This is a genomic window from Corynebacterium sp. 20-84 (assembly GCF_053479455.1).
Genome location: NZ_JBRBCB010000002.1, coordinates 234,456 through 255,458 on the forward strand (window position 1 = coordinate 234,456; position 21,003 = coordinate 255,458).

Genomic DNA, 21,003 nt, shown 5'->3' on the forward strand with positions numbered 1-21,003 from the left:
ATGAAGCTCTATGCCGCACCGCTTGATTTCCGGGCGATCGCCGACGAATTCGACGTGCCCACGGATTTTCCGCCCGAGCTGCACTCAGAGGCGGCGAATGCGCAGGACAGGTACGCCGACAGGCGACGTGACGCTCGCGAGATCGAGTTCGTCACCATTGACCCGGCGGGCTCGATGGACCTGGATCAGGCAGTGGCGATCGAGAAGAACGGCGACGGCTACCGGGTGTTCTACGCCATCGCGGATGTCGCGGCGTTCGTGGAGCCGGGCAGCGCGCTGCACGAGGAGTCGCTGAAGCGCGGCCAGACGATCTACCTGCCGGATGAGCCAGCACGGCTGCACCCGGAGGAGCTCTCCGAGGGGTCGGCATCGCTTTTGCCGGATGAGGATAAGCCGGCGGTGCTGTGGACATTCGAGCTGGATGCACAGGGCGAGCTCATCGACACGAATGTGGAGCGCGCGATGGTGCGCTCGGTCGCGCGCCTCGATTATGACGGCGTGCAGGAGGACATGGACAACGACGCGCTACACCCGTCGATCGCGCTGCTGCCGGAGGTGGGGGAGCTGAGGGCGGCGTCGTCGCTACGCAGGCACGCGATCAACTTGCGCGTTCCGTCGGTGCGCGTCGTCGAGCTTGACGACGGCCGCTTCGAGCTCCTCATCGAGCCCCGCCAGAAAATGATGGACTATAACTCTGAGATCTCCCTGCTGACCGGCATGGCCGCGGGAAGAATGATGGAGGACGCAGGCGTGGGCTTTTTGCGGACGCTGCGTCCGGCGGAAGAGAAGTCGGAGCAGGCGTTCCGCGGCGAAGTTCGCGCGTTGGGCTTTGATCTGTCCGATGATGCCGATATCGGCGAATTTCTTCAGACCATCGACGCGGATACTCCGCGCGGCATGGCCGTGATGCGTGAAGCACAGAAGCTGCTGCGCGGCGCGGGATACGTCGCGCTTACTGGCGACGAGCCGGAGGTTCACGCCGGCATCGGCGGATACTATTCGCACGTGACTGCGCCGCTGCGGCGCTTGGTCGACCGTTACGCCACCGAGGTGTGCCTGGCACTGTGCGCCGGCACCGAGATCCCGCAGTGGGTGCACGACGACACTAACCGGGTGCTCAAGACCATGGGGCGGACATCGCAGCTGGCCAACACCGTCGACCGCGCGTGCCTGAACCTCACCGAGGCGACGGTGCTGCAGCCGTGGGTGGGAGAGAATTTCACCGGCGTGGTGCTGCAGACCAATGAGGAATCTGACTCCGCCCGCGTCTTCATCGCCGACCCGCCGGTGCTGGCCGAGTGCGCCGGCACCCCGGAGGAAGCGACGGAGGTGGGGATGTCGCTGGTGCGGGCGGACGTCGATAAGCGTGAAGTGCTTTTTGCGTGGCCCGCTGACTAGCTGGTGACCCGCGCGGGCGCGCCGGGGGTGACCTCCACGACCGCGAGCCCGTCCGCGGACAAGTCCGCGATGGCGTTGTCTGCTGTGGCGCTGGGAATGTACGCGAGCGCCGCGGCGGACATGCCTGCCGCCGCGGGACGTGCCGCACGTGCGCCACGCAGCGCGAGCAGCTGGACGAGCTGATCCGGCGCCGGCAACCCCGGCGTCTGCTCAGGCGCGCCGATGACCTCGAAGAACTCGTCCGTGCGCATGGAACGCAGCGCGCGGGCCGCATTCGCGGACAACTCCGTTTCCGCCGCGCCGAAATCGACCCACGCGCGGGCCGTCTCGAGCGTCGGCGCGGAATCCGTGCCGTGGACCTGCCGTCGCGCGTCCACCCACTCCACGACGCGATCTGCGGCATTCGGCAACTGGCGCAGCGACGCGACACCGAAATTCGCGCACGCGTCGTCGATGAACTCACGGCCCTCCTGCACAGCCTGCGCCTTGTCGACGAACGATTCCCCGTGCGACGGCGCCACCGACACAATCCGCACCTCCGCCTTCGCCGGGTGCGGCGCCTGGGTGAGCGAACCATCCGCGTAATCGATCACCGACACCGTGTCTTCCTTGCCGCGCAGCGCCGCCGAATGACGTGCGCGCAGCACCGGCAGGTGGGAGAACGTGCGCGCCGACTGCGATGCGATATCCGCCAGACGCGTGCGCAGCGGCGCCGCGTCGATCTCCTCGTCGCCGCCCATCAGCGCGAGAACGAGCGCCGCGTCCGCCGCATGCAGCGCGCCCAGCCCCGCGCCGAGCGGGATGTCCGCGATGACGGTGATGTCCATGCCCGCGGTATCGCGCGAGAGCATCTGCCTGCCGACGAGCGTGTGCACCAGCCCGCCGAAGCGCTCCGCGAGTGTGCGCGCCGGGTTCTCGTCCGCAGGCTCGTTGTGCTCAGCGAGCTGGGCGATGCGCGCGCAGTCCGTGGTCTCCTCCACGGTGATGCCAGCGAATTCCGCGTACACCGCGATGGTGCTGTCCTCGCGCGGACTCACGGCAGCCGCTGCACGCAGGTCGGTCAGGCCCACGATGGTGATGCCGCCGAAATGGTCGGAATTCTCCCCGACGACAATTAACGTGCCCGGCGCGTCGGCGGTGTGGGCGGGCGCATTTCCGGTGCGGCTGCGGTGAGCCTGGGCGACGCGGTCGGACGCGGTAGTTTCAGGGGCGGTCCACACAGCCATGGGTGTTATGCACTGTCCTTTCGGTGCGCGGTCGGGCGGGCGAATTTACCCACACAACAGTACCAATCGTCCGCGGGTAGCCTGGTCGAAAGAACACGCGACCGAAAGGAACTAATGATGAGCGACGAGAAGTTCTACTTCAACCCCAGCACCCGCGAGGTCTCCCAGGGAAAGGAAGGCTCCTGGGACGATCGCATGGGGCCGTACGACACTCGCGAAGAGGCCGAGCAGGCGCTCGCCACCGCGCAGGAGCGTAATAAGGCCGCCGAGGCACAGGACGAGGCCGACGACAACTGGGGTCAGCCGGCCTCGTGGGAGAAATAACTCCCGAGTTTCTGTGGTCTAGCGCTTGGCGGGGTGATTTCCGCTAGGCGCTAGTTTTCTTTGGGCTCCACCTTCTTGAAGGCCCTTTTGACCTCCTTGAACGCCTTCGGGTAGTCCTTTAGGGCCTTGTCGCCGCGCGACATTTCCCGTTGGTAGAGCATGCCGTAGGAGAAGGTGTCCTCGCCGCGCTTGCGGGCGCTGGCGGCGAGCTTCTCGATGCGGTCGCGCGACGTCACCGCATCCTGGTAGTCGCCCAAGATCTCCTGGAGTTCCTTGCACGCCTTGGACAGCTTGCTGGTCTTCAAGCCGCTGTCCTTGGCGGCATTGGCGGAGTAGCGCAGCTTCTTCGCGGCCTTGCGCACGTCGTGGACGTATTCCTCGCGGTCGTGCAGCGGCAGGGACATGTCCGGGTAGTGCTCAAGCGCCAACTTGTGGCGCTTGGCCAATTTCTTGTAGCCGCGCTCGAGGTGTTCGTAGAGGATCTCCTCGGAGGTGCGGGCCTCAGCCGGGGTGGACTCGGTGGAAGCAGATTCGGCGGTAGCAGACTCGGCGGCAGGCGCATCCCCGGCATCCTCTTCTGCCGGAGTGTCCGTGGCGAGTGGGGGGTCGGCGAGGATGGCGTCGATGTCGTCGAGAAGCGCGAGGTAGCGCTGGGAGTCGAGCGTGCGCAGAATGCGGCGGTGAGCGCGCTCGTATTCGCGGCGCATGTCGCCGCGGACGTGCTCGGCGGCGGGGTCGTCGATCATGCCGGTGGTATCGGAGTCGAGCAAGCCGATGAAGCGTTCTTCGACGACCTCGGCGTCGCGGGCGGTGCCGAGCAGCGCGGCGAGCTGCTTGAGTTCGCTTTCGACGTGTTTGATCTCGTCGCCGGCGAGGATTCCCTCGAAGGTCTCAAGCAGGCTGCGGAGCTCGCGGGTGGCCACGCGCATTTGGTGGACAGAATCCCACTCGTCGTTGCGAACCTTCGGGTCCCATTCGACGAGGCGATCGCGTTGCACGCGCAGGGAGTCGACGACGGCCTTGGCGGGGGAGTCCTCGTCGAGGCCTCCGGCATTCATGTACGGCGGTACCGGTGCAGCTGCGGCAGAATCGCCGAGCGCGGTGGCGAGCTTGGAGGAGGAGGCGGATTTGCGGGCGCCGCGGTTGATCAGCAGTGAGGTGGCCTCGTGCAAAAGCGCGTTGCCGTCGACGGTCTCGGCGAGCTCGCCGGATAGTTCGACTTCCCATTCGCGCCACGAGGTCTGCTGGCCGCCGGGCAGCAGGGACCAGGCGGTGACGTGGTCGTCGCAGAATTCGGCGATCTGGTCGCCAGCGGCGTCGAGAAGCGGGGTTTCGGCGCGGTCGTTGTCCACCTGGGCGATGGGGGCAAGTGGCTCGCCGCGGATGATGGCGCGCACTGCGGCGAGCAGCTCATCGGGCGGGGTCGAGGGGTCGGTGAGCTCCGCGTGGAGCTCAGTGCGGCCACTAGCTCCGGGGAGTTTGATGTGCCAGCCGTCGTCCTTGCCACCGGTGCGGCGGCGCAGGGTCACCTTGGCGCGGGTCAGGCGCAGGTCCGCGGTGTCGTAGTAGATCGCGGACAGGCTGTGGTTGACGGTCTCGCCGGCGGATTCGACGGCGGAAAGGGCGGTCAGGTCGGGGACGGCGATGGAATCATCGACGGCAAACTTAGCCTCGACCTCGATAAACGGTTGGGTGCTCATTGGATCTGGCCTTCTTTGCAAACTCGGAGCAAATATTCTTGTTCACCCTTAGTTTACCTAACGTGATTCAGCGTCAGGCGCGGTGATGCTCACTAGTCTGGAAGGCATGAACAGCCAACAAGAAAACGTTCTGCGCGACGTCGAGGAGCGCGATATCCGCTTCATCCGCCTCTGGTTCACGGACCTATTCGGGGAGCTGAAGACGGTCATGATGTCCCCGGCGGAGCTGGAAACGGCCTTCGACGAAGGCGTGGGCTTCGACGGCTCCTCCATCGAAGGTTTCTCGCGCGTTTCTGAATCGGACACGCTGCTGCTGCCGGACCCGTCGACGTACCAGACGTTACCGTTCGACGTGGAAGATGGATTGCAGACGGCGCGGATGTTCTGCGATATCTCGATGCCGGACGGCAAGCCGCTGTACGCGGATCCGCGCCAGGTGCTGCGCCGCCAGCTGAATAAGGCCGCGGATGCGGGTTTCGAGTGCATGGCCAGCCCTGAGATCGAGTTCTACGTGCTCAAAGGCGACGAGCCGACGCCTGTCGACGATGGCGGGTATTTCGATCAGGCGAAGCAGAATGCGGCGCCACGGTTCCGTCGTCAAGCTGTCTCCGCGTTGGAGTACATGGGGATCGTCACGGAATTCTCGCACCACGAAGGCTCGCCGGGGCAGCAGGAGATCGACCTGCGGCACACGGACGCGCTGACGATGGCGGACAATGTGATCGCCTTCCGTTACGTGGTCAAGACGGTCGCGGAGAAAAACGGGGTGCTGGCTACGTTCATGCCGAAGCCGTTCCGCGAGCACAATGGATCGGCGATGCACACGCACTTCTCCTTGTTCGAGGGAGAGGACAACGCGTTCCACGACCCGGACGACGAGTATTCGCTGTCGAAGACGGCCCGCCAGTTCATTGCGGGAGTCATCGAGCATGCGGGGGAGATCTCCGCGGTGACGAACCAGTGGGTGAATTCGTACAAGCGCCTCCAGTTCGGCTCCGAGGCGCCGACGGCAGCGACGTGGGGCGTGTCCAACCGTTCCGCGATGGTGCGCGTGCCCACCTACCGCCTGCATAAATCGGTATCGCGCCGCATCGAGGTGCGCACGATCGATTCCGCGGCGAATCCGTACCTGGCGTACGCCGCGATCTTCGCCGCCGGACTGCACGGCATCGAGGAAGGCATGGAGCTCGGGGAGCCTGCCGTCGACGACGTTTTCGCGCTGACCCGCCGCGAGCGCCGCGCGATGGGATACAAGGATCTGCCGCGCTCGCTCGACGAGGCGCTGCGCGTGCTGGAGACATCCGAGTTCATGGCGGAGGTGCTGGGCGAGCAGGTCTTCGAGTTCTTCCTGCGCTCCAAGTGGGATGAGTGGCACGCCTACGAGGACCAGATCACTCCGTGGGAACTGGCCAATAATCTGAATCTCTAAGAAAGGAACCATGGCCCGCAGCAGCTCACCGTCGCCTGCCCAACTCGCGCTCACCGGGGCGAATGCCGCCGAGGACCTGGAGAAACTCGGCTGGAGCGACAACGACGTCCTCTACACGCTCGGGGGTTCGGGCAATCCGGATCTCACGCTCAACACGAGCTTCCGCCTCGCCGAGGCGCTCGGGGACGGCTATGAGGAATTGCGCCAAGCGCTTATCGACGACGACGTGCTCCGCGTCCGCCTCTTCGCCCTATTGGGAGGCTCCACAGCCCTAGGAGATCACTTGGTGGCGCACCCGGAGAAATGGAAACTGCTGGCGGAGCCGTTGCCCAGCTCCGAAGAGATTTTCCAGGCCATGTTGGGCGCGGTGGACGCGGAGCCGGTGGAGGGGGACCCGACGGCGTCGAAAAGCTGCGATTGCGCCGGAACCTATCGTGCGGCGGTGACGGGCGTGGAAGCGAAGAAGCTACTGAAGGACGCGTATCGCACACTGGTCATGCGCGTGGCGGCTGCGGATCTGGCGGGCACGTATTCCGCGTTCAAGGGCTATGGCGCTCAGCACGAGGAGCTGGGGTACGGCGAGGTGACCGAGCTGCTCACCACGATCGCGGACGCCGCGCTGACTGCGGCGCTGGCTGTCGGGGTGCGCGCGGTGCACGGCGACGAGGAATACGACGGAAAGCTCGCCGTCATCGCGATGGGCAAGTGCGGTGCGCGGGAGCTGAACTACATCTCGGATGTGGATGTCATCTTCGTCGCCGAGCCCGCAGACACGCACGCCACCCGCGTCGCCAGCGAGCTGACGGCTGTCGGCAACGCCGCATTCTTCGATGTCGACCCGAACCTGCGCCCGGAAGGCAAGTCCGGTGCCTTGGTGCGCACCCTCGATTCTCACGAGACGTATTACAAGCGCTGGGCCGAGACATGGGAATTCCAGGCGCTGCTCAAAGCGCGCCCGATGACCGGCGACATGGAGCTGGGCCAGGCCTATTACGACCGCCTACGGCCGATGGTGTGGGAATCCTCCCAACGCGATTCTTTCGTCGAGGACGTTCAAGCCATGCGCCGCCGCGTGCTGTCGAATGTGCCGGCGGACATGCGCTCGCGCGAGCTGAAGCTCGGTTCCGGCGGGTTGCGCGACGCCGAGTTCGCGGTCCAATTGCTGCAGCTCGTCCACGGGCGGATCGACGATTCCGTTCAGGCCCAGAACACCGTCGCTGCCATCGAGGCCCTGTCTGCTGGTGGTTATATCGGCCGGGAGGACGCCGCCGACCTGGTCGAGGCGTACGAATTTCTCCGCTTGCTCGAGCACCGCCTCCAGCTGCACCGCTTCAAGCGCACCCACACTCTGCCCGCCGACGACGATGCGGAGAACCGCCGTTGGCTCGCTTTGACCTCCGGGTTCATCTCCTCGCCGAAGGCCTCCGCCGTCGACGAGCTGGACCGGCGCCTGAAAAAAGAGCGCAAGAAGATCACCGACCTGCACACGCGCCTGTTCTACCGCCCGCTGCTGAACTCGATCGCCGGGATGAGCGTGGGCGAGGCACGTCTCGGTGCCGATGCCGCGAAGGCCCGCTTGAAGGCCCTCGGTTACACGCACCCGGACCGCGCCTACGAGCACCTGTCCGCGCTGGCGAAGGGGACGTCCCGCAAGGCGAGGTTGCAGCAGATCCTCCTGCCTACGCTCATGGCGTGGTTGGGGGAGACCGCGGACCCGGATGCCGGGCTGCTCAATTACAGGAAGCTGTCGGAAGCGGCCGTCGATAAGGCGTGGTTTTTGCGCATGCTTCGCGACGAAGGCGTTGTCGGCGAGCGCCTCATGCACATCCTCGGCAGCTCCCCGTACGCGGCGAACCTGATCATTTCTGCGCCCGATGTAGTCAAGCAATTCGGTGACGGGGCCTCCCAACCGAAGCTGCTGGATACCGCGCCGGACCGCGTGTACAAAGCGCTGGTGGCGGCGACGAAGCGCCACGCCGATCCCGACAAGGCCGTCAAAGTCGCGCGCTCGCTGCGCCGTGCTGAATTGGCGCGCATCGCCTCGGCTGACCTGCTGGGATTCATGGACGTGCGCGAGGTCTGCGAGCAGCTCTCCTGGGTGTGGGACGCCGTGCTCGAAGCAGGCATCCGCGCGGAGGTGCGCGCCGACCTCATTGCGCGCGGGGTCGAGGAGCCGCTGGCCCGCATCGCGGTGATCGGCATGGGCCGTCTCGGCGGGCAGGAGCTCGGCTACGGCTCGGATGCCGATGTGATTGTGGTGGCTGAGCCCGCGGACGGAGTCGACGAGTCCGAGGCTCTGGCGTGGGCGACGAAGATCATCGACCAGATGCGCAAACGTCTGTCCAAGCCGTCCGGCGACCCACCGCTGGAAGTCGACCTCGGTCTGCGGCCCGAAGGTCGCTCTGGGCCGGTCGTGCGCACGATCGCCTCCTACGAGCGCTACTACAAGGAGTGGGGCGCGGTGTGGGAGAAGCAGGCCTTGCTGCGCGCGACCTACGTCGCCGGCGACCGCGAAGTGGGCACCGCCTTCTTAAAGGCGATCGACCCGTTCCGCTACCCGAAAGGCGGCGCGAGCGAAGCAGACATCCGTGAGATCCGCCGCATCAAGGCCCGTGTGGACAACGAACGCCTGCCCCACGGCGCCGACCGCGCCACGCACACCAAGCTGGGGCGCGGCGCGCTATCGGATATCGAGTGGACCGTCCAATTGCTCACCATGATGCACGCCCACGAATACGACGTGCTGCACAACACCTCCACCCTCGAGGTGCTGGACTTCCTGGTCACGGAGGGCGGGGAGAAGATCATCGCGACGCCCCAGGCGCGCACGCTGACGGAGGCATGGCTGCTCGCCACCGAGGCACGCAATGCCCTGGTGCTGGTGACCGGCAAGCGCACGGATCAGCTCCCGGGGCCGGGCGCGCAGCTCAACCAGGTCGCCGGTGCCGCCGGATACGACCCCCACGACGCGCAGGCTTTTTTGGACCACTACTTGAAGCTCACGCGCCGGGCGCACGCCGTCGTCGAGGAGGTGTTCTGGGGCGAGAAGCCGTCTTTCGAGTACGACGACTAACTATGCTGGCAGGTATGGCTGTGAATCTGTCGATCGACCTGAACGATGCTACGTACGGCGACCTCGTCGCGCTCGTGGACGCGGCACGCACCGCCGGCGCTGACTCCGCCACCTCCCTGGAATTGGACGGCACGATGCTGAAGGTCTCGGTGGCGGCGCCGTCGGTAAGCATGGCGCGCCGGGACGACGCTGCTGCGCGCTACACACGCGATGCGCGGCAGGCCCGCGACACCCCAGGTTTCGAAGATCGCGTGCTGCCGGTGCTGGGAGAGAATGCTGTGCGCGGAATCATGGACATTCTCACCGGGCGGCAGGATCCGCCGGGCGCGCATAGCCGGTAACGCACTACCCCCACCCTTCTATTTAGTGAGCGATCCCACGTAGACTGCTTTGGGTGGATTACATCTCAACACGCGACGCATCAGCCGCTCCGAACAAGTTCACCGACATTCTGCTGTCCGGGCTCGCCCCCGATGGCGGCCTGTACGTGCCCGTGGCGTACCCGCGGATCACGGATGAGCGCCTCACACAGTGGCGCGGTGTTCTCGCCGAGGGTGGTTATGCGGCACTCGCTGCCGAGGTGGTGAAGCTCTTCGTCAGCGATATCCCGCCGGCGAAGGTCGAGCAGCTCACCGCGAACGCGTACCGTACCCCCGTCTTCGCGGACGAGGAGATCGTCCCGGTGAGCAAGCTGGAGGACGACCTCTACATCGCCCACCTGTCTGAAGGTCCGACGGCCGCGTTCAAGGACATGGCCATGCAGCTGCTCGGTGAGCTCTTCGAATTCGAGCTGGCCCGTCGCGAGGAGACCCTGAATATTCTCGGCGCGACCTCCGGCGACACGGGGTCCTCCGCCGAGTACGCGATGCGCGGCCGGGACAATATCAACGTGTTCATGCTGACCCCGGCTGGTCGTATGACGCCGTTCCAGCAGGCCCAGATGTTCGGGCTGGATGAGCCGAATATCTTCAATATCGCGCTCGACGGTGTCTTCGACGACTGCCAGGACGTGGTCAAGGAGGTCAATGCCGACGCCGCGTTCAAGTCCAAGCACCACATTGGCGCGGTGAATTCCATCAACTGGGCGCGTCTGCTCGCGCAGACCGTGTACTACATCTCCACCTACATCAAGGTCACTGAAAGCAACGACGAGAAGATCTCCTTCTCCGTTCCCACGGGCAATTTCGGCGATATTTGCGCCGGCCACATCGTGAAGCAGATGGGGTTGCCGGTGGACAAGCTCATCGTCGCGACGAACGAGAACGACGTGCTCCACGAGTTCTTCACCACCGGCCAGTACCGCCCGCGCTCGGCGGCCGAGACGCACGCGACGTCGTCGCCGTCGATGGATATTTCCCGCGCATCCAATTTCGAGCGCTTCATCTTCGACGTCATCGAGCGCGACGCGAACCAGACTGCCGAGCTCTTCGGCGTCAAGGCGAAGGACGGCGGCTTCGAGCTCGACGACCACTTTATGGACGAGATCCGTTCCCGCTACGGGTTCCTGTCCGGCACGTCGACGCACGCAGATCGCGTATCGACGATCCGTGACACTCACTCCGCCCACAATGTCCTGATCGACCCCCACACCGCCGACGGCGTCTTTGTCGCACGCGGTGTGGCCGATAAAGTGGACACTCCGATCGTTGTGCTGGAAACCGCGTTGCCGGTGAAATTCTCCGAGACCATCGTCGAGGCCACCGGCCAGGAGCCCGACGTGCCTGAGCGTTTCGCCCACATCATGGAGGCTGGCCGTCACGTGGTGGACATGCCCAACGATACCGAGGCAGTGAAGACGTATATCGCCGAGACCGTCGCAGCCGCCGCGGAGCAGAAGAGCTAGCGAAAAGGAGACACCAGCCACCATGGCCCAGGAGCAGTTCGCAGGCCCCGAGCACTACACCGAATTCGACCCGGAGAAATTTCTCCGCGACATGAACTTGATCAAGGAATTCGGCGAGAAGGGCGACAACGGCGAGAAGAGCACCACCGATGACACACACACCGGAGAGCAGGACGCCTAAGCACGCCGCACATGACGTGTCGTACCGGGCGGACCAGAGGCCAGAAGAACACCACGGTTCCTCAGCGGGAGTGGCGCTGTGGGCGGCCATGGTCGTGATCACCACCTTCATGGTGGCGTCCGTGGCATGGCTGGGAGTCACCACGGCGCAGCACCCGACACCGTCAGCGGAGGAACGCCAGGAGCGGGAGCACGTGCAGCGTCCCCCGGGTGAACAGCACCACGACGGGCAGGCGGAGAACCCGGACCAGCCGGCGATGGGGTACCGTGTTTCCTCCCCGGCATTCGCGCAGTGGGCGCCCGGCACCAAGATTCAGGCAACTGACCACTATCCGCAGGCGGGCGAACAGTTCACGGCGCAGACATGCACGGTCGCGTTCAGCTTCAGTGGCCCAGACGGGCGCAATTACGCCGTCACTGCCGGCCACTGCGGCAAAGAAGGCGACCTGGTGTGGCCGACGTACGCCGAGACGGTCTCGGATTATTCCGTGGAGGTCGGGCATTATATCTATTCGGGCCTCTACAGCGACGATGTGGGGGAGACCGGGGACATTGACGTGGGCATCATCGAGATCACCGACCCCGACCGCTACATGGACCTCGTGGGCAAGCCGATCGAGACGGTGCTGTACTCCGGGGATATTCCGGCGGGAGAAGAGATCTGCAAGACCGGTGCCACCACAGGATTCACCTGCGGAGATTTCGAGGCCTCGAACCGCACGCAGATCATCCGCACTGACACAGAGACCGAGCGGGAGACCTACGGCGATATCGCCCACGCCTGCGCACTGCCGGGCGATTCCGGCGGACCGGTGTTCTATCTCATCGGCGGGCGCGCCAGCATCATCGGTGTCGTCTCCGGTACCGAAGCAGGTCGCGCCGCTGAGCCGTGCGATGCAGCAGGCTCAGAGACCAAGATGATGTCGTACTCCAACTACGACCAAGTAATGGAGGTCATCAATCGGGTCGTTCCCGGCGTCGACTGGGTGGAGCAGACCTGGTAGGGGGCAGGGGAGACGTCGATAAGCGAATGCTTAGAACCGTTCGTCTTCCGTCCATGCGTCGGCCTTGCCGCGCTCCTTGACCAGGCGGTGGACCGCCTCCGGCGAGTACGTGGCAAAACGGATCTCCTGCACAGCGCGCGGGCGGCGAACCTCGTGCCACGTCTCGTGAATGCGGGCAGCCTGTTCCTCGTTGTCGACGAACCACGTCATGGACACGTGGTTGCTGTGGCCGTACGACGGATTATGGGCGAAGTCGATAGAATCCGCCTCCCCTTCCAGCGCGACGTCGAGCATGCGCTCGAAGGTCTCACCCGGCATCGTGGAATAGCAGAAACCGTTGAACGTCAGCCGGACATTATCCGGCGTGGTCAGCGCCATCGAGTCCACGCAATTCTGCTCGAGCAAGCGACTGACGTGGCCCGTGAATTCCGGCATATCCTCGAGCGCGAGCTCCGTGACATCGCCAGTGACCGCGACACCCGTGTACGTGCGGGCCGTCTTAGCGTTCTCGATGAAATGCGCGCGTATCGACGACCGCACTTGCTCTTCGCTCGTCTCCGGCGGCGTCGGCTTCGGCGGGCGTGAGACACTCGGCTGACCATCCGAGCCCGTCACGGTGGTCACCGTCGGGATATCGTGCACGCTTGTCGACGATTTCGTCGACGTCGCCTCCGATGTGCTCGACGCGCGCTCCTGCGCCGACGACTCGTAATTGAACAGACCTACCGTGAGCACGATGCACACGATCACTAACGCCCCGAAACCCACGATGAACGCGCCCGCGGGCACACGGCTGTACGCGTTGTCCTCGGTGTCCTGCGTGCTAGTGGGCGGGGTGACCTGCGTGCTCATAATGAAGATGATGTTAGTTCACCCACCCGTTAACGCGGGGACGCGGGACGTAGACTTGGACGGCGAACTCGCTTGACGCTTCCGGACAGAAAGGTGCGCACACATGCCCATCCCCGAATTCATCGTGGAAACGCGGAAGAAAATCGGCACCGACCTGATGTGGATCCCGGCTGTCACCGCCGTGGTGCTCCGCGATTCCACCGCCGACTCCCCGTGGGCCGTGCCCGAAGTTCTCCTGGTCAAGCGCTCCGACAACGGGGAATGGACGCCCGTGACGGGGATCTGTGACCCAGGTGAGGAGCCCCACCACGCCGCCGAGCGCGAAGTGGAGGAGGAGACCGGTGTGGCTGCCAGTGCTGCTGCGCTCCTCGGCGTCGGAGCGGTCGGCCCTATCGTGCACGCCAACGGCGACAACGCCACCTACATGTCTGTCGCTATCCGCCTTGAAGCCGACAATCCCGCCGCCGTACCGGAAGTCGGCGACGACGAGAACACCGAGACCGGCTGGTTCTCCATCGCCCAGATGCCGGTGACCGACCCGAAGTGGCGTCTCGTCATCGCCGACGCCGTCGCGCAGCGCAAGCACCCCGCGGCTTTCACACCGCGCATGGGGTTCTCCAAGCGCTAAGCAGCTCATGGCCGCGGAATTTCACATCGGCATCGACGTCAGCGAGCACCAAGACGGCCTGAGCCTGGTCCAAGCGGCTGCCGAAGGCATCGAGTTCGTCGTCGTGCGAACCACTGACGGCACCTACCGGGACCGGACATACGCATCGCATATCGACGACGCATACCGCGCCGGTCTTTCCATCGAGACCTACCACTACCTGCGCAACCCTTCGGAGGGCACTACGGTCGCCGAGCAGGTCGACGCCGCCTGTGCGGTGATGGGGGAGCAGGTCTATCCCATGTGGATCGATTGTGAGACACCCGCTGGACTCAGCCTCGACCACGTGCGCCAGGCCCGCGACGAATTCACCGCGCGCGGTGTGCCCGTCGCCGGGATCTACACGTATCCACGCTATTGGCGCTGGCGGATGCTCGGCGCTGGCACCGCCGAATTCGGCGCCGTGTGGGTCGCCGATTACGGCGCGGACCGCGTCGGGCCACCGCGGGAGCTGCTTCAGGGACGTGCGTGGCCTGGCGACGTGGGCAAGCAGGCGCCCGTGATGTGGCAGTACGGCTCGCGCGGTCTCGTTGCCGGTTACGAGGTGGATGTCAACGTACGGCGCGTGATCAGCACGTAGGCAATGCCCGTCGCGGCGATGGTAGCCACCACAGAGATGAGCAGATCGGCAGTGGTCGCTGCATTGAGGTTCACCCCGCCGATGTCGAAAGCGTCGGGCGCGTAGGCGAAAGTGTTGCCCACAGCGTGGACGGCTGCCGCCGCCTCAATCCCGCCGGTGGTGTAGGTCAGAAACATCGCGCAGGCCGCGAAGACCCCCACGCTGACCATGCCCTGCCAGCCGTAGTGGTGGCCCGACAGGAAGAACAGGAACGGCAGCAGGTACGCCACGATGGCGGGGGAGAACCACTGGCCGATGATCTGGACCAGCGAGCCGCGAAAGAAGAGCTCCTCCGACAGTGACTGCAGCGGCGCCAGTGCGATAATGACGGCCAGCGCACCCCAATTGAGCAGCCCGACTGTCATCTCTGAACGGTCAGAATTCACGATGGCGTAGATCCCCTCGCCGCCCAGGAAGATCAGGGCCGGGATGAGAGCGAGACCGAAATTCTTCCAGCGGAAGCGGCGCTCTATCGACCACAACGCACGTGGGTCACGGCCGGTGAGCCGGGCCGCGATGAAGCCTGCCGGAATGGCCGCGACCCAGCCGATGAATGTCACGACGGCCAAGTACGGACGGTCGGCGAAGGAGAATTCATCGAAAGCGCTGACGCTTGGCTGCGCGATCTTCTCGGAGAGGTAGAACAGGCCGGTCGCCGCGGCAGTGAGCCCGATCATCAGCGAGGTAGCGAGCACGAGCTCCAGCAGTGGGCGCCACCACGCGGGTCGGGGAGGCGTTCCGGCTGGAGCTCGTGACGGATCCTGCGTTGAATCAGCAGGTAGGCGGTATGTGCGGCCGAGGAGATGGTAGGCGCTCATAGCCGGAGTTTATCACTGTGTTCCATTCAACCTTTAGCGGTGATGAGCTCGTCCCGGTTGATCTTGCCGGCCAACGAGCGCGCGATTATGAACGGCACCCACAGGATCTGGACGGTGAGCAGCTTGGCGAAGAAGAGGGCGACCTCCGTGGCATCGAGCTCGACCCACAGCTGGCACGCCAGCGCGACGAGCCCGGAGATGAGGAAGAACGCGATAGAGAGAACGAGTCCCGTCTTGAAGCCGTCCTCGCGCGCCTCGAGGTGGCGCTGCAGCTCGTACTCGTCGAGCTCCGCCTCCGGAAGGTCGGCGCCATTGATCTGCTTGCGCAGGGCGACCGTGCCGACGGCTGCGGCGAGGGCGCCAAGCATCGACAGCAGGTTCGCGATGCCCGGCTGGAAGAACTGGAGAGCGGCGGAGAGGATCACTGCGGCAATTGCGGCGTCGGTCGCATGGATTGTGCGGTTGCGCGCCTTGACGGTGTTCGGTGTGGCGGCGGTCATGAGTGGTTCCTCCATTAGATTTCGTCGGGCATGTTGATGTCGATCGCTTCCGCGAGCTGCGCGCGTTAAGTCCCTCTCCACGCGCAGTACCCGCGCCCGATGGTGGATCAGGTCAACGGGACCCTTCTTTGGGGGCATGATCCAAAGTGTTGCATAAACACAACAGTCCGTCAAGAGTTTGCGTCGATTCGTCGATAAGCGAGCTTGCTGTGGAAAGACGAAACCCGGGCATCCGTGCTGTGGATGCCCGGGGGTGAAGAGAGGCGCTGTCTAGCGGCCGAACTGCTGGTACGGGTTACCGGCGCCCGGTCCCGGCTGCTGGCCCGGGTTAAACCCCGGTCCTGGCTGGCCCTGCGGAGAGAACGGCTGGCCCTGCTGGAAACCCTGCTGCTGCGGCTGACCCGGGCCGAAACCCTGCGGCTGGCCTGGCTGACCGGAGCTTGCGAACGCCGGCGCGCTCGGGGACTTCTTGGATCCGCCGTTGATCAGCGCGAAAACAAATGCTGCGATGGCGGCGATAGCCAACAGGACCCAGATCCAGAAACCGCCACCAAAGCTCACCTGCAGGAGATCCTTGATCTCTGGTTCATCGTTGGCATCGGCGTAATTGAGCACTGCAACGATGATCGCGATGACCTGGAACGCTGCCGCGGCGAGCCCAGCCATGATGCCGAAGCGCTCCAGCTTGAGGAAACCAAGCACGATGGCGGAAATGTATGCGACGAGCACGAGCGCGGTCAATGCGATCAGCACGACCTGGAAATCTTCGAATTCGGCGGTATTCGAGAACTCGTTCTCGATTTCCTTGGCAATCTGACTGGAATCGGCAGTCTTGAACTTGGCCCTAGCCCACCAGTTCATGGTCACCGTGAAGTCGAGAATAATGTCTTCGATGTTGAGATCGAGGCCGCCGAATTCTTCTTCAAGTTGGGCGCGCTGCGCTTCCGCGTCCGACTTCAGCGTCAAGATAGGGAAGAAGCTGCTGATCAGGGTGAGAAGGAACAAGCCGATTGCCGCGAACGTCGGCCACCCAGGAAGTGACGAGGATTTCGTCGACGTGGCAGTGGAACCCGCAGAAGGCCCACCGGCGGGGCCGTTCGGTGCCTGCTGCTGGTTGCCCCACTGCTGGGAGCCTGGGCCGGGGTTGCCGTGATTGCCAATGGGGCCGTTCGGGCCGGGCATGTTCGGAGTAGTCATTATCGCCTTCTTCGAGCAGTTGTACGGACGGACCCAATATATAACCGCTGAGAAAATTTCGCCGAAGAATGCGCGAAGGGACCTATCCCTTTTGGCGGCGTCCTTCCGCGACCCAGCTTAAGAATCTTCCCGAACACAGCGACCAATGGACGATGAGGAGAATCGGAATACTGAGCGCGACAACATCGAGCCATTCCGACCCGTTGACGAGGGCGAGCTGGTGTCCGCCCATGCTGATCGTGCCCGGCGGGAACGTACATGCCCACCATGCAGGGGAGTAATCGACCCACCGCGCGACGTTCGGGTAGAAGGTGAACATTGCGAACAGCGCTAATGGAATGGCGATCCCGAGCGCGATGAGGCCATAGAAGATCGACACGGGACCGGGGTAGAGGATCTGCATCGCTGTCGTAGATTGTCCGACAACACCGAGCGGGACCCATGCAGTGGCCGAGTTCGGGCCGCGCAGATCGACCTTTCTGTGCCATGCAGCCCAATAAACGCGAATGAAGACCGGTACTGCTGTCAGGATCGACATAGCGAAGAAGACGGTGCCCATGATGTGGTACATCTCGCCATAATCGCGGGCGAGCCAACCGGCGACGGAGGCCGAAATCATCGGTCCGACAAGAGGCAAGCCCCAGGTAAACCGCGGGGTGCCGTCGAAACGCGTCAGCTGGATGGCCCAGGTGACAACCGTGACGGGCGCACCGATCCAGAATCCGATGAGGCGGTACACACCCTCACCGGTCAAGCCGGAAAGCGCTGCGCCGAGCGCCAAGATGCCGATGAAGAACATCGACCATTCCGCCATCGTCGTGCGCTCGAAGCTGGGGTGGCGGTAGCGCGCGAATCCGTACACGAGCACCACGAGGATCACGCAGGCGATCGCGGAGAAGATGCCCGCGCCGACCATCATGTTCTTTTCGACGAGCAGACGAGCGACGATCGACGTGCCCATGAGGCTGCCGCCCCAAGCGGGGCCGGGCGGAGGCAGTTGGCGGAACTTATCAGTCACTCAACATATGGTAATCATCTGCGCTGATTGTGCGAAACGTGAAAAACCCGCGACCTCCTCGGGAACGGGAGGCGCGGGGTGGTGCGGCGCTGCAGCGCGCGCTTTAGACGTCGAAGTACATTTCGTACTCGAGCGGAGTCGGGCGCAGACGCGCCGGCGTGATCTCCTCGTCTACCTTCAGCTTGATGTAGGCCTCGATGAGGTCCTCGGTGAAGACATCACCTTCGGTAAGAAAGTCGTTGTCTTCTTCCAATGCAGCCAAAGACGACTCGAGCGAGGTCGGAGCCTGCGGAATGGATTTCGCTTCCTCCGGCGGGAGCTCGTAGAGGTCCTTGTCCACCGGCTCGTGCGGTTCGATACGGTTCTTCACACCGTCCAAGCCGGCCAGCATCATCGCCGCGAAGCCAAGGTACGGGTTACCGCTCGGGTCCGGTGCACGGAACTCGATGCGCTTGGCCTTCGGGTTCGAACCCGTGATCGGAATTCGGATCGCCGCGGAGCGGTTGCGTTGCGAGTACACAAGGTTGATCGGGGCCTCGAAGCCTGGGACCAAACGGTGGTAGGAGTTCAGCGTCGGGTTCGTAAACGCCAGTACTGCTCCTGCGTGGTGGAGAATGCCGCCGATGTAGAAACGCGCGATATCGGACAGGCCGCCGTAGCCGGATTCGTCGTAGAACAGCGGCTCGCCGTCCTTCCACAGGGACTGGTGGGCGTGCATGCCGGAGCCGTTGTCGCCGGCAATCGGCTTCGGCATGAACGTCGCTGTCTTGCCCCATTCCTTTGCGGTGTTTTTGATGATGTACTTGAAAGTCTGCAGGTCATCAGCCGCATGCAGCAGGGTATTGAACTTGTAATTGATCTCCTGCTGACCGCCAGTGCCCACCTCGTGGTGGAACCGCTCGATTTCGAAACCGGCCTGCGCCAGGCGCAGCGTCATGTCGTCGCGGACATCGAGCGTCTGATCGTACGGCGGGACGGGGAAGTATCCGCCCTTCAGACGCGTCTTGTAGCCGAGGTTCGGGGAACCGTCGTGCTCGACCTCACGATCGCGGTTCCACCAACCTTCGATGGAATCCACCTCGTAGAAAGCCTTGTGCGCGTCAGTGGAGTAGCGCACGGAATCGAAGAGGTAGAACTCCGCCTCTGCGCCGAAGAAACACGTGTCAGCAATGCCGGTGGACGCGAGGTACTCCTCAGCTTTGAGCGCGACGTTGCGTGGATCGCGAGAAAACGCTTCGTGCGTAAACGGGTCGTTGACGAAGAACTTCACGTTCAGGGTCTTGGCCTTACGGAATGGGTCGAGCGCGGCGGTGGCGAGATCCGGCATGAGGATCATGTCGGACTCGTCAATGGTGGTGAAACCGCGAATCGACGAACCGTCGAAAGCCAAGCCTTCCTCGACAGCGTCCTCGTCGAACATGGACGCAGGAATGCTGAAGTGGTGCTCAATGCCAGGCACATCGGTGAAGCGGACGTCGACGAACTCGACTTCTTCATCCTTGATGAACTTCATCGTGTCCTGGATATTTTCAAAGCCCACAGTTAAAAACTCCTTGAGTGCAAATTGGGTGCTTCCACTGATGTTACATGGAAAGACAATGCCTCCGCCGGTGTACGGAAGAGATGAATTCGGATTAGAAAACCCGTGTTCTATCCTTGGTGACCATGGGTAATGCGCAGCGTGGCAGCAACGCCGGAAAACAATCGCCCCGTCCCGTGGGCGGCGACGACGACTTCATGGTCGGACGCTGGCCAGGGGAGCACCTCGGCATGCCGAAGAGCGGCAGCGGAGCCATGGCATCAGTCATGCGCCGCGCTGGAGGCGTGCTCATCGACTGGGGAATCTGCTGGATCATTGCGGGTTTCATCGTCATGAATACCCACGTATTCGGCGGGACCGCCACGTTGACGTACATCCTTTGGCTGCTGCTGGGAATCATCAGCGGCTGGCTCTTTGCGCGCACGCCGGGAATGGCAGTGCTGGGGATGGGCGTCGCTCGCGTCGATAAGCCTGGCGCGACCGTCGGCTTCTGGCGAGCGGCGGTGCGCACCATCTTGACTGGATTCATCTTCCCCGCGGCGATCGTTGACCCTGACGGCCGCGGGATGCACGATCGTGCGACCGGAACAGCAGTAATCCGCTCGTAGCCTTGGCGGCTGACGAGCGGATTTAGCTGGAAACTCTGTTTATTTTCCCTTGCGCTGCTGCATGCGGCGCATCTTGCGGTTCATGCCCGCCATATTCTGCGCCTGGTGCGGCATCGGCCCCTTCGGCAGGCCGGCGCGCTGGCCGCCGCGGATATTGTCCATCGCGTCGAGCTTCGCGTTGACGGAATAAACCTCGTCCTTGCTGTAGTTCTTCGGAAGCTTCAACAGCGTGCGCTGGAGCTTCTTCGGCGGGACCTGGTCCTCGCCCGAACCCACGAGAATCTCGTGGATAGGCACACCCGCGACGAGGCGGTCGATGCGCTTGCGCTCTTTCTCCATCATCGGCTTGAGACGCTTCGGGTCGCCCTCGCCGACGAGCACGACACCAGGGTTGCCCACCACGCGGTGGACGGTGTCCATCTGCGGATTAGCGGCAATACCCGTCTTGGTCAGCCACACGATGCCCATCGTGTTGCGCATATTCTCGAGCGTCCACGCAGCCGCGCCTGGGGTGTCGCCGACTTCCTCGTACATGGAGCCCTCGAGGCGGCGGGTGAAGATGAACATCGCCAGCACGAAGCCGAACAGAATGCCAGGAACGAGCATGAACCACTCGCCACCGAACAGCAGACCGATCAGGAAGAAGAGCAGCGCCACGCCGACGATGGACGCCAGCATCAGCGGGATCAGCTTCTTATCGCGCTTGCGCTGGAGGTTGAACGCCTGCCAGATCTGGGAACGGGTCTGCTTGCGTTTCATGCGCTTCGCCGAGCGCTGTTCCTTCTTCGCGGAAGCGTCGGCTGCAGTTGCCTTCTTGTCCTTTGCCATGGTCACTAGAGTAACGAAGTGCCCGCGCAGCGCACGAACTACCACGGCTGATGGCGGATTCTAGCGTTCGTTGCAACGTTTCCTAGGTTCCGGTCAATCCTAGTAGTTCGGCCATGCGTTCTGCTGGGGTGTCGTAGTCCAGGGTCTTTCGCGGTCGATTGTTGAGTTTCAGGGCTACT

Annotated in this window: 20 protein-coding genes; 11 read left to right on the forward strand and 9 right to left on the reverse strand. The window is 63.8% G+C overall.

Features of this window, described 5'->3' with window-relative positions:
• Complete coding sequence (locus ACUY2Y_RS02605; RefSeq protein WP_448324686.1) at nucleotides 1-1,398, forward strand: RNB domain-containing ribonuclease; 1,398 nt, start codon at nucleotides 1-3, stop codon at nucleotides 1,396-1,398.
• On the opposite strand, the gene ACUY2Y_RS02610 is transcribed toward ACUY2Y_RS02605, so the two are convergent.
• Nucleotides 1,395-2,624 (reverse strand): galactokinase, encoded by a 1,230-nt coding sequence (locus ACUY2Y_RS02610; RefSeq protein ID WP_448324687.1) that lies wholly within the window; start codon nucleotides 2,622-2,624, stop codon nucleotides 1,395-1,397. The two genes, ACUY2Y_RS02605 and ACUY2Y_RS02610, sit on opposite strands and share 4 nt — an antisense overlap.
• A gap of 117 nt (nucleotides 2,625-2,741) precedes the next feature.
• Here ACUY2Y_RS02610 and ACUY2Y_RS02615 point away from each other — a divergent pair, with 117 nt between their 5' ends.
• A complete protein-coding gene (locus ACUY2Y_RS02615; protein WP_210571516.1) occupies nucleotides 2,742-2,948 on the forward strand; it encodes a hypothetical protein in 207 nt (68 codons plus the stop codon).
• Nucleotides 2,949-2,998: 50 nt separating this feature from the next.
• Here the strand turns inward: ACUY2Y_RS02615 and ACUY2Y_RS02620 are convergent, their stop codons facing one another.
• Nucleotides 2,999-4,648, reverse strand: coding sequence for a CYTH and CHAD domain-containing protein (locus ACUY2Y_RS02620; RefSeq protein ID WP_448324688.1), 1,650 nt, complete (start codon nucleotides 4,646-4,648; stop codon nucleotides 2,999-3,001).
• A 106-nt stretch (nucleotides 4,649-4,754) separates the two neighbouring features.
• Between ACUY2Y_RS02620 and ACUY2Y_RS02625 the strand changes: the two genes are divergently transcribed.
• From ACUY2Y_RS02625 to ACUY2Y_RS02650, 6 genes are read left to right on the forward strand one after another with little or no spacing between them, the layout of a single operon-like run.
• Nucleotides 4,755-6,077 (forward strand): glutamine synthetase family protein, encoded by a 1,323-nt coding sequence (locus ACUY2Y_RS02625; protein WP_296145567.1) that lies wholly within the window; start codon nucleotides 4,755-4,757, stop codon nucleotides 6,075-6,077.
• Nucleotides 6,078-6,087: 10 nt separating this feature from the next.
• Nucleotides 6,088-9,150 (forward strand): bifunctional [glutamine synthetase] adenylyltransferase/[glutamine synthetase]-adenylyl-L-tyrosine phosphorylase, encoded by a 3,063-nt coding sequence (locus tag ACUY2Y_RS02630; RefSeq protein WP_448324689.1) that lies wholly within the window; start codon nucleotides 6,088-6,090, stop codon nucleotides 9,148-9,150.
• A 14-nt stretch (nucleotides 9,151-9,164) separates the two neighbouring features.
• Entirely contained in the window at nucleotides 9,165-9,491 is a 327-nt protein-coding gene (locus ACUY2Y_RS02635) for a hypothetical protein (RefSeq protein WP_296145560.1), read from the forward strand.
• Nucleotides 9,492-9,544: 53 nt separating this feature from the next.
• Nucleotides 9,545-10,993, forward strand: coding sequence for a threonine synthase (gene thrC, locus ACUY2Y_RS02640; protein ID WP_448324690.1), 1,449 nt, complete (start codon nucleotides 9,545-9,547; stop codon nucleotides 10,991-10,993).
• A gap of 22 nt (nucleotides 10,994-11,015) precedes the next feature.
• On the forward strand, nucleotides 11,016-11,174 hold the full coding sequence (locus ACUY2Y_RS02645) for a hypothetical protein (protein ID WP_448324691.1): 159 nt from the start codon (nucleotides 11,016-11,018) through the stop codon (nucleotides 11,172-11,174).
• A complete protein-coding gene (locus tag ACUY2Y_RS02650; protein WP_448324692.1) occupies nucleotides 11,143-12,177 on the forward strand; it encodes a S1 family peptidase in 1,035 nt (344 codons plus the stop codon). The genes ACUY2Y_RS02645 and ACUY2Y_RS02650 overlap by 32 nt, the downstream gene beginning before the upstream one ends.
• 30 nt (nucleotides 12,178-12,207) lie before the next feature.
• On the opposite strand, the gene ACUY2Y_RS02655 is transcribed toward ACUY2Y_RS02650, so the two are convergent.
• Nucleotides 12,208-13,029 carry a hypothetical protein gene (locus tag ACUY2Y_RS02655; protein WP_448324693.1) on the reverse strand — a complete coding sequence of 274 codons (822 nt, stop codon included), beginning with the start codon at nucleotides 13,027-13,029 and terminating at the stop codon, nucleotides 12,208-12,210.
• A gap of 103 nt (nucleotides 13,030-13,132) precedes the next feature.
• On the opposite strand from ACUY2Y_RS02655, the gene ACUY2Y_RS02660 reads away from it, so the two are divergent.
• The gene (locus ACUY2Y_RS02660; protein ID WP_448324694.1) at nucleotides 13,133-13,657 is read left to right on the forward strand and encodes an NUDIX hydrolase; all 525 of its coding nucleotides are present in this window, start codon (nucleotides 13,133-13,135) and stop codon (nucleotides 13,655-13,657) included.
• A 7-nt stretch (nucleotides 13,658-13,664) separates the two neighbouring features.
• Nucleotides 13,665-14,276 (forward strand): glycoside hydrolase family 25 protein, encoded by a 612-nt coding sequence (locus tag ACUY2Y_RS02665; protein ID WP_448324695.1) that lies wholly within the window; start codon nucleotides 13,665-13,667, stop codon nucleotides 14,274-14,276.
• Here ACUY2Y_RS02665 and ACUY2Y_RS02670 read toward each other — a convergent pair.
• From ACUY2Y_RS02670 to glnA, 5 genes are all read right to left on the reverse strand, one after another.
• Nucleotides 14,234-15,133, reverse strand: coding sequence for a CPBP family intramembrane glutamic endopeptidase (locus ACUY2Y_RS02670; protein WP_448324696.1), 900 nt, complete (start codon nucleotides 15,131-15,133; stop codon nucleotides 14,234-14,236). The two genes, ACUY2Y_RS02665 and ACUY2Y_RS02670, sit on opposite strands and share 43 nt — an antisense overlap.
• A gap of 26 nt (nucleotides 15,134-15,159) precedes the next feature.
• The gene (locus ACUY2Y_RS02675; RefSeq protein ID WP_448324697.1) at nucleotides 15,160-15,633 is read right to left on the reverse strand and encodes a hypothetical protein; all 474 of its coding nucleotides are present in this window, start codon (nucleotides 15,631-15,633) and stop codon (nucleotides 15,160-15,162) included.
• Nucleotides 15,634-15,903: 270 nt separating this feature from the next.
• Nucleotides 15,904-16,830, reverse strand: coding sequence for a hypothetical protein (locus ACUY2Y_RS02680; protein ID WP_448324698.1), 927 nt, complete (start codon nucleotides 16,828-16,830; stop codon nucleotides 15,904-15,906).
• Between the two features lie 82 nt (nucleotides 16,831-16,912).
• Nucleotides 16,913-17,848 (reverse strand): TDT family transporter, encoded by a 936-nt coding sequence (locus tag ACUY2Y_RS02685; RefSeq protein WP_448324699.1) that lies wholly within the window; start codon nucleotides 17,846-17,848, stop codon nucleotides 16,913-16,915.
• A gap of 103 nt (nucleotides 17,849-17,951) precedes the next feature.
• Nucleotides 17,952-19,361 (reverse strand): type I glutamate--ammonia ligase, encoded by a 1,410-nt coding sequence (gene glnA / locus ACUY2Y_RS02690; RefSeq protein ID WP_448324712.1) that lies wholly within the window; start codon nucleotides 19,359-19,361, stop codon nucleotides 17,952-17,954.
• Between the two features lie 152 nt (nucleotides 19,362-19,513).
• Here glnA and ACUY2Y_RS02695 point away from each other — a divergent pair, with 152 nt between their 5' ends.
• Nucleotides 19,514-19,996, forward strand: a complete 483-nt coding sequence (locus ACUY2Y_RS02695) for an RDD family protein (RefSeq protein ID WP_448324700.1) — start codon at nucleotides 19,514-19,516, stop codon at nucleotides 19,994-19,996.
• A gap of 39 nt (nucleotides 19,997-20,035) precedes the next feature.
• Here ACUY2Y_RS02695 and ACUY2Y_RS02700 read toward each other — a convergent pair whose 3' ends face one another.
• Nucleotides 20,036-20,824 (reverse strand): DUF4191 domain-containing protein, encoded by a 789-nt coding sequence (locus tag ACUY2Y_RS02700; protein WP_448324701.1) that lies wholly within the window; start codon nucleotides 20,822-20,824, stop codon nucleotides 20,036-20,038.
• Between the last annotated feature and the right edge of the window lie 179 nt (nucleotides 20,825-21,003).